The organism is Roseobacter sp. SK209-2-6 (assembly GCF_000169455.1).
GTDB lineage: Bacteria > Pseudomonadota > Alphaproteobacteria > Rhodobacterales > Rhodobacteraceae > Pseudophaeobacter.
The window spans coordinates 41,409-54,208 of record NZ_AAYC01000010.1; the positions used below are offsets into that span (position 1 = coordinate 41,409).

General features: G+C 57.5%; 14 protein-coding genes. 7 read left to right on the plus strand and 7 right to left on the minus strand.

The window, feature by feature from the left end; genetic code table 11:
- Positions 1-86: 86 nt before the first annotated feature.
- Positions 87-998, plus strand: coding sequence for a LysR substrate-binding domain-containing protein (locus RSK20926_RS15110; protein WP_008208012.1), 912 nt, complete (start codon positions 87-89; stop codon positions 996-998).
- A 170-nt stretch (positions 999-1,168) separates the two neighbouring features.
- On the opposite strand, the gene RSK20926_RS15115 is transcribed toward RSK20926_RS15110, so the two are convergent.
- From RSK20926_RS15115 to secG, 5 genes are all read right to left on the minus strand, one after another.
- Entirely contained in the window at positions 1,169-2,071 is a 903-nt protein-coding gene (locus RSK20926_RS15115; RefSeq protein WP_008208014.1) for a fructose bisphosphate aldolase, read from the minus strand.
- A 93-nt stretch (positions 2,072-2,164) separates the two neighbouring features.
- Positions 2,165-2,494 carry a J-domain-containing protein gene (locus tag RSK20926_RS15120; protein WP_008208016.1) on the minus strand — a complete coding sequence of 110 codons (330 nt, stop codon included), beginning with the start codon at positions 2,492-2,494 and terminating at the stop codon, positions 2,165-2,167.
- 23 nt (positions 2,495-2,517) lie between these two features.
- Positions 2,518-2,784, minus strand: a complete 267-nt coding sequence (locus RSK20926_RS15125; protein ID WP_008208018.1) for a hypothetical protein — start codon at positions 2,782-2,784, stop codon at positions 2,518-2,520.
- A 187-nt stretch (positions 2,785-2,971) separates the two neighbouring features.
- A complete protein-coding gene (locus RSK20926_RS15130; RefSeq protein ID WP_008208020.1) occupies positions 2,972-4,615 on the minus strand; it encodes a CTP synthase in 1,644 nt (547 codons plus the stop codon).
- Positions 4,616-4,786: 171 nt separating this feature from the next.
- Positions 4,787-5,155 (minus strand): preprotein translocase subunit SecG, encoded by a 369-nt coding sequence (gene secG, locus RSK20926_RS15135; protein ID WP_008208021.1) that lies wholly within the window; start codon positions 5,153-5,155, stop codon positions 4,787-4,789.
- 172 nt (positions 5,156-5,327) lie between these two features.
- Between secG and nthA the strand changes: the two genes are divergently transcribed.
- From nthA to RSK20926_RS15160, 5 genes are all read left to right on the plus strand, one after another.
- Positions 5,328-5,942, plus strand: a complete 615-nt coding sequence (gene nthA / locus RSK20926_RS15140; protein WP_008208022.1) for a nitrile hydratase subunit alpha — start codon at positions 5,328-5,330, stop codon at positions 5,940-5,942.
- Entirely contained in the window at positions 5,939-6,640 is a 702-nt protein-coding gene (gene nthB / locus RSK20926_RS15145) for a nitrile hydratase subunit beta (protein WP_008208023.1), read from the plus strand. Before nthA ends, nthB begins: the two co-directional genes overlap by 4 nt.
- Positions 6,637-6,972, plus strand: coding sequence for a nitrile hydratase accessory protein (locus tag RSK20926_RS15150; protein WP_008208024.1), 336 nt, complete (start codon positions 6,637-6,639; stop codon positions 6,970-6,972). The genes nthB and RSK20926_RS15150 overlap by 4 nt, the downstream gene beginning before the upstream one ends.
- A gap of 144 nt (positions 6,973-7,116) precedes the next feature.
- Positions 7,117-8,430, plus strand: coding sequence for an adenylosuccinate synthase (locus RSK20926_RS15155; RefSeq protein ID WP_008208025.1), 1,314 nt, complete (start codon positions 7,117-7,119; stop codon positions 8,428-8,430).
- Positions 8,430-8,672, plus strand: a complete 243-nt coding sequence (locus tag RSK20926_RS15160) for a DUF2842 domain-containing protein (protein ID WP_008208026.1) — start codon at positions 8,430-8,432, stop codon at positions 8,670-8,672. Before RSK20926_RS15155 ends, RSK20926_RS15160 begins: the two co-directional genes overlap by 1 nt.
- Positions 8,673-8,761: 89 nt before the next feature.
- Here the strand turns inward: RSK20926_RS15160 and RSK20926_RS15165 are convergent, their stop codons facing one another.
- Entirely contained in the window at positions 8,762-11,029 is a 2,268-nt protein-coding gene (locus RSK20926_RS15165; RefSeq protein WP_008208027.1) for a hypothetical protein, read from the minus strand.
- Positions 11,030-11,168: 139 nt separating this feature from the next.
- Between RSK20926_RS15165 and RSK20926_RS15170 the strand changes: the two genes are divergently transcribed.
- Positions 11,169-11,828 carry a thiamine diphosphokinase gene (locus tag RSK20926_RS15170; RefSeq protein ID WP_008208028.1) on the plus strand — a complete coding sequence of 220 codons (660 nt, stop codon included), beginning with the start codon at positions 11,169-11,171 and terminating at the stop codon, positions 11,826-11,828.
- Here RSK20926_RS15170 and RSK20926_RS15175 read toward each other — a convergent pair.
- A complete protein-coding gene (locus tag RSK20926_RS15175) occupies positions 11,806-12,744 on the minus strand; it encodes a DMT family transporter (protein ID WP_008208029.1) in 939 nt (312 codons plus the stop codon). The genes RSK20926_RS15170 and RSK20926_RS15175 overlap by 23 nt on opposite strands.
- Positions 12,745-12,800: the final 56 nt, after the last annotated feature.

Genomic DNA, 12,800 nt, shown 5'->3' on the forward strand with positions numbered 1-12,800 from the left:
CCGTTCCTTGGTCAAGAAAAGGCGCGACGAGCTAAAAGTAAAATGATAAAAAATCGGCAAAATGGTCAAAAAATTTTGGTGATACTATGGATGACCGCCTGGCAAATTTGACCTGGCTGCGCACCTTCGAGACTGCGGCGAGGTTGCTCAATTTTACCGAGACAGGCCGCGAGCTGGGGCTGACGCAGACCGCTGTCAGCCTGCATATCCGCTCGCTGGAGGCGCGCCTGGGCAGTCAGCTGTTCTATCGCAACGCCAGACATCTGGAACTGACAGAGATCGGCCAGGCCTATGCTTTGACGGTGCGCCAGGCGCTCGGGGATATTTCTCTCTCGACACGGCGACTATTTGGGGCCGAACAGGCGCAGACCCTCACGGTGAGGGTACCTGTCTCTACCTCAGCGCTGTGGCTGGCGCATCTTTTGCCGGAATTCTCAAAGGCCCATCCCGAAATAAATATCAGGTTGGTCTCCAATATCTGGGCGGAACCCGAGCCGCGGGATGAGGTGGACGCGGATGTGGAGATCCGCCTGGGACGGGGTGATTGGGAGGATGTGACCGCGGTTCAGCTCTCAGAGGAAACCATCGTTCCGGTTGGTTCTGCAGCAGCGGCGAAGCCGGGAGATATCGCGGCGCTGCTGCAGGGCCCGCATATCCATATTCTGGGCTATGAGGATCACTGGGCCCGCTACTTTGCTGCGCATGATCTGACCTATATGGACCAGCACGCGCGATTTTCTGTAGATACCACGGTCGCGGCGCTGCAGCTAGTCGCGGGAGGCGGGGGATATGCGACGGTGCTAACACGGTTTGCCTGGCTGGCGATTTCGACAGGCATGCCCTTGGCGATAGCCGGGCCAGAGATGCCCTTTCAACAATCACACTATCTGATCAGGCGGCATGGGCGAAAACCTCTGCGGCCAGAGGTGCAATTGTTCGAAGCATGGCTGGCAGAGTGTTTTACTGGCGCCCCTGATAGGTTTGGGGGCGAGGGGTAAGCTATCTGGGGGCGTCGCGCATCAATGAGCTGCCACTTCCCCAGGTTCGAACCATTGCATTCGGTTTGGCCCAGGGATTTGCAGCTATCAACCAGCACCAAAGGCTCTAAAAGCAAAGGGCCGCTGCCAGGTTTGGCAACGGCCCAGAGCTGGTGTCAGGTCATCTGAGATCAGAGCGAGGCCTGATAGATCTTTTCGATGTTGGAGCCCAGAGCTGCGTTATATTCTTCTTCTGTCATCGCGACGTTCAGACCTTCGGTCAGGGCGCGGCTGAAGGAGGCAATCATTTTGCCGTTCTGGGCCAGTTTCTCGCAGGCATCAGCGGTGCTGTAGCCACCGGAAAGCGCCACAACGCGAACAACGGAAGGGTGATCAGCCAGGGAATCATAAAGACCCGCTTCTGTTGGGATGGTCAGTTTCAGCGAAACCTTGGTGCCTTCGGGCAGGGCGTCCAACTGATCTTTGATCTCAGCCTTCAGGAAGATCTCCGCTTCCGCTTTGGTGGGGGAGTTGATATCGACCTCGGGTTCGATGATCGGAACCAGACCAGCGGCTGCAATTTGCTGGCCGACTTCGAACTGCTGGGCCACGACATTCTTGATGCCTTGTGGGTTGGCCTCTTTTACCACCGAACGCATCTTGGTGCCAAAGATGCCTTTTTCGTTCGCGCGGGCCAAAAGCGCGCCGAGTTCGGGCATGGGCTTCATCATCTGAACGCCGTCAGCTTCATCCGCCAGGCCTTTGTCGACTTTCAGGAAGGGGACTACGCCGCATTTTTCCCAGAGGTAGCTGGGAACGGGCGTGCCGTCGATCGCATTGTCCATGGTTTTTTCAAACAGGATCGCGCCGAGGATCTTGCCAGAGCTGAAATCCGGGGAGCAGATGATACGGGCGCGCATCTTCTGGATCTCGTCAAACATCTCATCATCATTGGAATAGGCGTCTTCGGTTACGCCATAAAGACCCAGAGCCTTTGGGGTGGAGCCGCCCGACTGATCCAAAGCCGCAATGAAACCGCCACCATTGGCGATACGGTCGAACTGTTCCTGATTGATCGAAGTCGCTTGCGTCATGATCCGGACTCTCCACATAATGTCGTTGCTATAACTGGCTCTTCCTATAACGCGGTTCTGTCAGGAAACAACTGGCGAGAAGCGACGCTATCGCTAACGGAGGAAGGATTTTCTTGCGTCACGCGCCATCTGATAGCGCATTTCCAGATCCGCGATCCGGGCCATCGCAGTTTTTCGCGCGGTAGGGTCTTGGGTATCTCGATAGAGCTTGCGAGCTTCATCCAGCTCAGCCTTTAGTCTGAGCTCCTCGGGCACCACCCCCGCCTGCGCCATGATCTTCATGCCTGCCGCGATGCCGGGATCGACCAGGGCTTCACCGCTGCGGTCAGGCAGCGGTTGGCCTTCGCCTTCCAGGCCCTCCAATTGCCCTTCGGATTTGGCTTTTAGGATCTGGCGTTCGATGAGGTTTCTAAAACCGCGCAAGCGTCGCCCCTCTCAATTCCGAGTTAGCTACCCGAACAGGTTGCTGTTGTTAGCTTGATACCAGCAAAGCCCCTTATGTCCAGCATACCCTTCTCCTCCCAGGCCCTGATAATATCGCGGGTTTCGGATTTGGTGAAACCATTCTGCGGTAGGATGCCGCCGGCTTCGGCATTTGTCATTTGGCAGCCATTCTCGCGGATCAGTTTGAGGAGCAGGTCAGATTTCTCCTGCGTTTGGGCGAGCGCAGAGCTGGAGAATAGGAGGCACAGGGCAAGTGAAAAGAGGCGCATGGGGAAAGGTCCAAAGTAGTTGGGTTGAATGCGCTCAGTTGAACACCCCCGGCACTGTCCTGCAAGTTAGGGCTACGGGGAAATTCCCATGACCCTGCACCTATGGAATTGGCTACGAGCGAATGGGAAACGGGCGGAACCTGTCTAAGGCCCGCCCGTAAAATGTATTTACATAATGGGGTGCAGATCAGACCAGACGCGAGGTCTCTTTTGCGGCGCGGACAAAATCTGCAAAGAGCGGATGCGGCGCGAAAGGCTTGGACTTCAACTCCGGATGGAACTGAACCCCGATGAACCAGGGGTGGTCCGCCCATTCCACGATCTCGGGTAGGCGTCCGTCGGGCGACATACCAGAGAACTTGAGGCCACATTCCTCCAGCTTTTCGCGGTATTTGATGTCGACCTCATAGCGGTGACGGTGACGCTCTTCGATATGGCTGCTGCCATAGACCGACGAAACCAGCGACTCCTCGGCCAATGTGGCATCATAGGCGCCCAGGCGCATGGTGCCGCCCTTGTCGTCATCGGCCTTGCGGCTGACTTTATGGTTGCCCTGCACCCATTCTTTCAGGTGATAGACAACGGGCTCAAAGCGTTTCTTACCGGCCTCATGGTCGAATTCTTCCGAACCCGCCTCGCTGATGCCAGCCACGTTGCGGGCCGCTTCGATCACCGCCATCTGCATGCCAAGGCAAATGCCGAGGTAGGGGACGTTATTCTCGCGCGCATATTGCGCTGCCTTGATCTTACCCTCGGTGCCGCGCTCTCCAAAGCCGCCGGGAACCAGGATGGCATGGAAGCCCTGCAAATGCGGAGTGGCATCTTCGCGGTCAAAGAGTTCGGCGTCGACCCATTCGATCTTGACCTTCACGCGATTGGCCATGCCGCCATGGGTCAGGGCCTCAGCGATGGATTTATAAGCGTCTTCCAGCTGGGTGTATTTGCCAACGATAGCAACGCGCACTTCGCCTTCGGGGTTATAGATGCGGTCGGCCACATCTTCCCAGCGTGCCAGGTTCGGTTTGGGGGCAGGGGCAATGCCAAAGGCATCCAAGACAGCCTGATCCAGGCCTTCGCGGTGATAGGCCAACGGCGCTTCATAGATCGATTTCAGATCCTGTGCGGCGATAACACTGTCAGGACGCACGTTGCAGAACAGCGCCAATTTCTCGCGCTCTTTACGCGGGATAGGCCCTTCGGAACGGCAAACCAGCAGGTCCGGCGCCAGGCCGATGGAGCGCAGCTCTTTGACCGAGTGCTGGGTCGGTTTGGTCTTCAACTCACCAGAGGCCTTGATATAGGGCAGCAGCGTCAGATGCATGAAGATGCACTCGCCGCGCGGCTTGTCCTGGGCGAACTGGCGGATGGCTTCAAAGAAGGGCAGGCCTTCGATGTCGCCCACGGTGCCACCGATCTCGCAGAGCATGAAATCGACCTCATCCTCACCGATCGAGATGAAGTCTTTGATCTCATTGGTGACATGCGGGATCACCTGAATGGTCTTGCCCAGGTAGTCGCCGCGACGCTCTTTTTCCAGAACGTTGGTATAGATCCGACCAGAAGAGACAGAATCGGTCTTGCGGGCTGGAACGCCGGTGAAGCGCTCGTAGTGCCCCAAGTCCAGATCGGTTTCGGCACCATCGTCGGTGACAAAGACCTCGCCGTGTTCAAAGGGGCTCATCGTGCCCGGATCGACGTTCAGGTAGGGGTCCAATTTGCGCAACCGGACGGAATAGCCGCGGGCCTGAAGCAGTGCGCCCAGTGCCGCCGAAGCCAGGCCTTTGCCCAGAGATGAGACCACACCGCCAGTGATGAAGATGAAACGCGCCATGAGTGTTCGGCTGCCCCCGTGAGATGTAAATATCGAGCTGCCCGGCAGAGTTCGAATCTACTCGAAAACCGCAGCATCACGGGACTTTATATATATAGGATTCGCACAAAGAGTGCAAGGGAACCGCAAGATGCTGTTGCGGCCCCAAAAACCCTCTCTAGGTGTAGTGGTTTAGTCTGCGGCAGGAACCAGAGGCGCATTGTCGCCTTCGGCTGGTGGCAGAAGATCGCTGCCCAGGGGCGCTGCCGGAGCGCTTGCGGCACCTTCATCAGCACCATCAGTGGCTTCGATTCGGTCAGTTACCGAAGAGCCTGCAGATTTCTGTGCAGCCAGCACGGTCAGTGTTACCGAGGTGCAGATAAAGGCAATCGCCAAAGCCCAGGTCACTTTGCTTAGTGCGGTTGCAGCAGAACGGCCGGTCATGGCGCCACCGCCGCCGCCCCCCATACCCAGGCCGCCGCCTTCGGAGCGCTGCAGGAGCACAACGGCAATAAGGCCGAGAGCAAGAAGAAGATGGATGATGAGAACAACGTTTTCCATAGGACCCTGCGGCTGTTGGCTGAGTATCGGGCGGTAAATAGGCAAGAATGGACAAAGGGGCAAGGGCTCAGTTCACATTGTCTACAGCATTGCGATGACGTGGTGTCAAAGCCGCCTCCCTAGGTACAAATGTAACTGGACCTTTGGGCTTTCTTTAGGGCAGGCTCCGCCTATGCCACATGATCATACCGACCACCCGCACGCGCTTTTGCCGCCAGAGCCCGCGCTCCGCGTCAAAGCGCTTGAAACGATTCTCACACGCAAGGGTCTGATCGATCCGGCGGCATTGGATGAGATTATCGATACCTATCAGAACAAAATCGGACCGCAGAATGGCGCTTCGGTCGTTGCCCGCGCCTGGAGTGACCCTGCCTTCAAGGCCGCTTTGCTGGAGAATGCGGACCCGGTTCTTGCCGATCTTGGTTTCTATGGCCGTCAGGGTGAACATATGGTGGTGGTCGAGAATACGCCGAACCAGCACAACATGGTCGTCTGCACCCTCTGCAGTTGCTATCCGTGGCCGCTTTTGGGAATTCCGCCCGGTTGGTATAAATCCGATGCCTATCGCGCCCGTGCCGTGCGGGAACCGCGCAAAGTCCTGGCGGATTTTGGCGTGACATTGCCAGAAGGAACCGCGGTGCGGGTTTGGGATTCCACCGCCGAAGTGCGCTATCTTGTCTTGCCTATGCGCCCTGAGGGCACAGAAGCGATGACTGAGGAAGAGCTGGCTGCCCTGGTCTCACGCGACAGCATGATTGGCACCGATCTGCCAAAGGTGCCCGCATGAGCCGCCTTCATGACATGGGCGGTCGGTTCGGAGATGGTCCCGTTGTGCCCGAAGCAGCTGATGCTGCCGTCTTTGAACAGGATTGGCATGCGCGCGCCTTGGCCGTCACGCTGGCCTGTGGCGCTTTGGGGAAATGGAATATCGACATCTCTCGCCACGCAAGAGAGAGGCTCTCACCCAAGGATTATAGCCGCTTCAGCTACTACGAAAAGTGGATATCTGCCCTGGCGGATTTGCTGGTCGAGACAGGTGTTCTGACCAGTGAAGACTTGACGGGAGAGAGTGGGTCCAGCCCGCATGACCTGGCCAGCAAAGCACTAAAGGCCGATCAGGTCGCGGGTGTTCTAGCCAAGGGTGGGCCTGCGGATCGGCCAAGCGATGTCCCCGTGCTCTTTGCGCCCGGTACGAAGGTGATGACACGTGCAATCGCGGAAAACACCGCAGTGGACGGGGGGCATACTCGATTGCCCAGCTATGTTGCTGGGGCGCAAGGGGAAATCCTGCGGCTACATGGAACCCATGTCCTGCCGGACAGCAATGCCCATGGCCTGGGTGAGGCACCAGAACCGCTCTATGCAGTGGTTTTCAAGGCGTCAGAGCTATGGCAGCACCCGGAACACCCTGATGACGAAGTGGTTCTGGATCTTTGGCAAAGCTATCTTGCACCCGCTCCTGCGGGTAGGGAGCAGGGGGTATGACTGAGTGTCTCGACCATAGCGCGCCGGAACCGGTTTTTGCGGAGCCCTGGCATGCTCAGATCTTTGCCCTCACGGTACATCTGAATGAAGCCGGAAGGTTTTCCTGGGCAGAATGGGTCGGGCGCTTCTCTGCGACCTTGAAACACCATGGGCTCGCACGGGACCTGGATGGGGGCAACGACTATTTCGTCGCTTGGCTGGAAACGCTGGAGGCGATTCTGGCGGAAGAGGGGACGGCACCGTCCAAAGAGGTGGAGCGCGTGCGGCAGAGCTGGGAAGACGCCTTTCTGGCGACCCCGCATGGGCAACCGGTGCGGATAGAGGCCCCGTAAAGTCCTATTTGCAGCTCAAATCCGGTTTAGCTTGGCAATGGTAGCAGCCTGCGGCGAATTTACGGTTTCGCTGCAGCGCATGCATCGCTATACGGGGCTCTGGTTTTACCCAGCATAATTCAACCAGCATGCAAAGGACCTGAGATGGCCAATGTCGTGGTAGTCGGTGCCCAGTGGGGCGATGAAGGAAAAGGCAAGATCGTTGACTGGCTCAGCGAACGCGCCGATGTGATTGCGCGTTTTCAGGGCGGTCACAATGCCGGCCATACGCTGGTCATCGACAGCAAGGTTTACAAACTGCATGCGCTGCCCTCTGGTGTGGTGCGCGGTGGCAAACTTTCGGTGATCGGAAACGGCGTGGTGCTGGACCCCTGGCATCTGCTGAAAGAGATCGAAACCGTGCGCGCGCAGGGGGTCGAGATCACCCCTGAAACCCTGATGATCGCCGAGAACACGCCGCTGATTCTGCCTCTGCATGGTGAGTTGGACCGGGCGCGCGAAGAGGCGGCCTCCAAAGGCACCAAGATCGGTACCACTGGCCGTGGCATTGGCCCCGCCTATGAGGACAAAGTAGGCCGCCGCGCGATCCGCGTTGCCGACCTGGCGGATGAAGCCACATTGATCGCCCGTGTCGACCGCGCGCTGCAGCACCACGACCCGCTGCGCAAAGGCCTGGGCGTTGAAGCCATCGACCGTGATGCGCTGATCGAGCAGTTGAAAGAGATTGCTCCGAAGATCCTGCCCTATGCCGCACCGGTCTGGAAGGTTCTGAACGAAAAGCGCAAAGCAGGAAAACGGATCCTCTTCGAAGGTGCGCAGGGCGCGCTGCTGGACATCGATTTCGGTACCTATCCCTTTGTCACCTCTTCCAATGTGATTGCCGGGCAAGCTGCGACCGGTGTTGGCATCGGGCCGGGGTCAATCGACTACGTTCTGGGCATCGTGAAGGCCTATACCACCCGCGTGGGCGAGGGACCTTTCCCGACCGAACTTTTAAACGCAGAGGGTAATCCGGATGCGGATGGCCAACGTCTGGGGGAGCGCGGTCACGAGTTCGGCACCACCACAGGCCGTCAGCGCCGCTGTGGTTGGTTCGATGCGGCTTTGGTGCGTCAGACCTGCGCCACCTCTGGTATCAAAGGCATCTGCCTGACCAAACTGGATGTTCTGGACGGCTTTGAAACCCTGAAAATCTGCACCGGATATGACCTGGATGGTGAGCATCTGGACTATCTGCCAACCGCGGCGGATCAGCAGGCGCGTTGCAAACCCATCTACGAAGAAATGCCGGGCTGGAGCGAGTCGACCGAGGGTGCGCGCAGCTGGAATGAGCTGCCAGCCAATGCCATCAAATATGTCAAACGAGTTGAAGAGCTGATCGAATGCCCGGTGGCACTGCTTTCCACCAGCCCGGAGCGGGACGACACCATTTTGGTGACCGATCCCTTTGCCGACTGATGGCCCTTAGCTATAAGGCGCGCAGACGTTGGTCATTGGTGCTGTTGCTGGTGGGCATGCCCCTCTACATCATCGCCGTGATCAATGTGCTGGCCTGGTTGGGGCGGCCTTCGATCTTGGTAGAGTTGCTTGTCTATATCGTTCTGGGCGTGGCCTGGGTTTTGCCTTTCAAATTCGTGTTCCGCGGCGTGGGCAAAGAAGATCCCAATGCTGCGGTAAGCGAGCAAGAAAAAGAGCGCTAGGCAAGCTTCTCTTGTGCTTAGAAATACGAAAGAAGGCCGGGCAATTGCCCGGCCTTCTTTGTTTGGTGGAGGTCTAATAGCGTCCAGGCCTAGCCAGCGGCGCGTTTTCCAGGCTGAAAGCCGATCTCTTCGGTGGCTGCAAAGCGGCCATTGTCAGCCCGCTCAATCTTACCTTCGCGCAGGAGCTGGCCAAAAGAGCGTAGACCATCTTCGCGATTGAATTGCATGCTACCTGCGCTGCGGACCTTGTTCATCAGCTGTGGACGCGAGAAATCATTCCGCCCTTCAACAAAGCTGAGATAGGAGGCTGCGGCTTCCAGCAACTCGCCCAGGTCAACCGCGCCGCAGTCGCTGGCATATTGCTTGAAGCCACCGTCTTCTTCGCGACCATTGGCCAGTTCCTCTTCCTGCATTGAAACACGGCGCGGGCGGATCGGCTTAGCCTGGGTTTGCTGAGCCGCATCTACCCGTTGCTCTGCCACCAGTTTCAAAGGTGCAGGGCGGCTTACTTCGGAACGGGGGCGTGCCGCTCTGACGGCTTTGCCACCGGCGGGGCGGCGGGGCCTGACAACATTGGCAAGGTCTTCGCGATAGGGTTCAGACTCATCTGCAGCAGGTTTGTCGCCGGTGGCGGAACGATCTGCTGTTTCAGCTGCGACCGCAGCGCGCAGCTGCTTGTAGGTCTCGCGTTGCGACGCACCTTCCGGGTCCCCCAACTTGCTCTCAGCCGCTTCCATAAGGCGAGAGACATCGCTATCGGGGGAGGATTGAACTTGGACGGGGTGGTCAGTCTGAGCTTGATCTTGTGCAGGTTCCGGATGGGCCGGGGCCTCTGTAGCTTCGGTATCCGCCATACCATCAAGCGAGGTCTCGCCTGCTTCAGTCTCTGTCGGCTTATTGGAGGCCAGAAGTTCTGCTTCAACCTCCGCCAGTTCGCGGAGAAGGTCCGCCTCGTCCTCATCATCCAGCGAGCTATTCGCAAAAATCGATTCGGATTCTGCTGCTGTGGCTTTGTTTTGGGGCGCCACTTGAGGTTCTTCGCGCACTGCTTGGCGTAGAGTTCCCTGCGCAACAGCCTTTTCAAGATCTGCGCGCTTCATCCTGATGATGCGCGCCCTTGGTTTTTCCTTGGGTTGCGCGCTGTCCTGTGCAGCAACGGGCCGAGGCGCTTGTGGCTCCTGAGGGGCAGCACTCTCTGGGGGAGTTTCACCGGTAGGGGCATCGGTATCAACCGCGTTTGCAGCGGTTCCTGTGGGTGTTTCCGCCTGGCTGACTTTCAGATCCAAACGGTTAAGAGCCCGAGAGATCTCATCATCCTCGACCAGCGCGTCTTCGGCGGCTTCCAATTCCTCATCGGCGAGTTCTGCGTCGTCGATGAGGGCGGCACCTGTACCACTGATGCTCTCTGCGTGTTGATCTTCAGAAAACTCGTTTTCCGCTGGGGCCTGGGCGACAACAGCGCGAATGCGCTGCAGCTTCGCGGCAATGCTATCAATGGCGGGAATGGTATCGGCGTCGCGAGAGGTTGCTTGCGGTTGCTCTTCAGTGATTTCCGCTACAGCTTCGCCAGCCTCTTCGACATCATCTTCGGCCTCTTCGAAGAATTCTGCCACATCGGCAGAAGGCTCCTCTTCCACATCGGCAGAGGGCTCCTCTTCGATTTCGACTGAATTCTCTGGGGAGGTTGCCGGTGCCTGGGCCACGGCAGCGGAAATTGCCGCGATCGTGTCCATGTCAACAGTTGGGCCACCGGCCTGTTCGGCTTTGGCATCGGCTTCCGAAATGCTGTTTTCAGAGAGGTCTGCTTCTTCGGCCACTTCAACTGAGAGTTCCTGGGATTCATCCTCCAGGTCGTGAGCAGCGATGTCACTTGCCGCCTGTTCGTCCACTTCAAAGAGCACGTCTTCGCTAGGGCTGTCTTCAGACCGCGGAACGTCTTCCACCGCCTCTGCTTCGATGGGGGCAGTTTCTTGATGTTCAACAGCCGCTTCCGCTGCTTCCTCTGTGGGGGCTTTTGGATCTTGAGGTTCGCTTGTTGCTGGTTGGACTGGTGCAGGTTGAACCAACTGTTCAGCGGCAGCGCCACCCGGGCTTAGCTCCGGAGTAGCTGCGCGCAGGTGAATCCCCTCGCTGCTGGTACGTGCCTCAACTTGCCTTGCGACTTCGCGCTGAGCAATTCGCGCCAGCATTTCGGCATCGGGCTGCGGGGGTTCCGCTCCAAAATACCGATCGTCTGAGGCAAGATCACGGAAGTACTCAGCAATGGCCTTCATTGTGCCAAAGGAATCCTCGAAGCCCTCCAACGTGCATGAAAAGGTCCCGTAGGAAACGGTCAACACTTTGTTGTTCTGTACCATCGGTTCGCTCGTCCTCACCAAAGCAATTGGAGTTCACAATATGGGCTAGGTCGTCAATATCTGCTCAAATCCGTGCAATTGGTCGTATCATTTTGTGTTTAGATTGTGGCCGGTTTCCAGATCTGTCAGTAATCGACCCATGAAGAAGCTGATTGTTGACGAAACGCGCCCAGTAACGCTTTTGGGCGGTGGCAGGCCGGGACCACAGGATCTGGAGGAATCACTGTCTCTGGCACCAGTATTGGTGGCTGCGGACGGTGGCGCAACCCTTGCGCTTTCTTTTGGCAAGATGCCAGAGGCGGTAATTGGCGATTTTGATTCAATTTCTGCGCAGTCTCTGGCGCAGATCCCGCAATCACATCAGTTTTTGATTTCTGAGCAGGAAACCACGGATTTCGACAAGGCGCTTCGCGCAATCAAGGCGCCTATTGTGCTGGGTGTTGGCTTCCTGGGGGGAAGGCTGGATCATCAACTCGCGGCTCTGAATGTTCTGGTACGCCACGCGGAACAGCCCTGTATCCTGCTCAGTGAGCATGAAATCACGTTCCATGTCTCTCGTCCGCTAGAGCTGGATTTGAAACAAGGAGATACCGTCTCCCTGTTCCCACTGTCAGCTATCAGGGCAAAATCAGAAGGGTTGGAATGGCCTCTGGAGGGGTTATTGCTGGAACCAGATGGCTTCATCGGCACCTCAAACAGAGCGACGGGTCCAGTCCGACTGGAGGTCGAGGGGCCGGGACTTTTGGCGATGATCCCGCGCCACTACCTGCAGGAACTCATGCGGGCTCTGATAGCTTAGATTTGAGTGTCGCTTCGCGCGCGGAGGTACGTTCACGCATGATGGCGTAGAGCCCAGCGGCCATGGTCAGAGCGATGCCAAAGCTGGCGAGCGTATTGGGCAATTCGTTGAAAATGGCCCAGCCAGCCAGGGTGGCAAAGGGAATTTCCAAATATTGCATGCTGGCAAGCGTGGAGGCGGGCGCAAAACGCAGGCTCCATGTCATCAATAGATGTGCAAAAGTCCCAAGCGCCCCGGCCGCCGCGAGCAGAAACCAGGTATCGGAAGGCGGGAGATCCGTGCTGAGCACGGCAATGTCAAAACCCTGACCAAAGGCAAACAGCGGTAACATCAACACAGAGGCGATAATGCCGGAGAGTGCTTGCAGCGGGATCGGGGAGGTCTCTTTGGAGATCTTGCGAGTGACCAGCATGAAGACTGCAAAGATGACCGCAACGGCAAGGGGCCAAAGCGCATGTAACCCGACAACGGCAAAACTGGGCTGAATGACCAGAAGCGTGCCGACAAATCCCACAATACAGGCGGCTAGACGTCGCCAGCCGACATCCTCATTCAAATAGTACTTCCCAAGCAAAAGCATGATGAAGGGCATGACAAAGGCAATTGCCACCGCATCCGCCAATGGCAGATAGCGCAGGGCAGTGAACATCGCGCTGATGCCGGCCATCTGCAGTAGGGTGCGCAACAGGACCATAGGCAACAGCGCTCTGGGGAGTTTTAGGCTTTGCCCCATGAAATAGGAGATTGGAACAAGTAAAATCGCCTGCGCTGCAAAGCGCACAAAGACAACCTGCCCAACCGGAACGCTTTCTGCCAGCAGTTTGGCAATGGCATCCCCGAGCGGGATCAAAATGCAAAAGCCTAGCATCAAGGCTATGCCCAGAAGTGGGCGATCATGTGTCAGATCAGGTTTCATGGCGCCACGCTAGGGGGGGCTCGCGACAGGTGCAAGACGCAGTTGCTCTATGCCGT

Coding starts and splice junctions, on each gene's coding strand:
- RSK20926_RS15110 (WP_008208012.1), top strand. CDS start 87: ATGGATGACCGCCTGGCAAATTTGACCTGGCTGCGCACCTTCGAGACT.
- RSK20926_RS15115 (WP_008208014.1), bottom strand. CDS start 2,071: ATGACGCAAGCGACTTCGATCAATCAGGAACAGTTCGACCGTATCGCC.
- RSK20926_RS15125 (WP_008208018.1), bottom strand. CDS start 2,784: ATGCGCCTCTTTTCACTTGCCCTGTGCCTCCTATTCTCCAGCTCTGCG.
- RSK20926_RS15130 (WP_008208020.1), bottom strand. CDS start 4,615: ATGGCGCGTTTCATCTTCATCACTGGCGGTGTGGTCTCATCTCTGGGC.
- secG (WP_008208021.1), bottom strand. CDS start 5,155: ATGGAAAACGTTGTTCTCATCATCCATCTTCTTCTTGCTCTCGGCCTT.
- nthA (WP_008208022.1), top strand. CDS start 5,328: ATGCCACATGATCATACCGACCACCCGCACGCGCTTTTGCCGCCAGAG.
- nthB (WP_008208023.1), top strand. CDS start 5,939: ATGAGCCGCCTTCATGACATGGGCGGTCGGTTCGGAGATGGTCCCGTT.
- RSK20926_RS15150 (WP_008208024.1), top strand. CDS start 6,637: ATGACTGAGTGTCTCGACCATAGCGCGCCGGAACCGGTTTTTGCGGAG.
- RSK20926_RS15155 (WP_008208025.1), top strand. CDS start 7,117: ATGGCCAATGTCGTGGTAGTCGGTGCCCAGTGGGGCGATGAAGGAAAA.
- RSK20926_RS15160 (WP_008208026.1), top strand. CDS start 8,430: ATGGCCCTTAGCTATAAGGCGCGCAGACGTTGGTCATTGGTGCTGTTG.
- RSK20926_RS15165 (WP_008208027.1), bottom strand. CDS start 11,029: ATGGTACAGAACAACAAAGTGTTGACCGTTTCCTACGGGACCTTTTCA.
- RSK20926_RS15170 (WP_008208028.1), top strand. CDS start 11,169: ATGAAGAAGCTGATTGTTGACGAAACGCGCCCAGTAACGCTTTTGGGC.
- RSK20926_RS15175 (WP_008208029.1), bottom strand. CDS start 12,744: ATGAAACCTGATCTGACACATGATCGCCCACTTCTGGGCATAGCCTTG.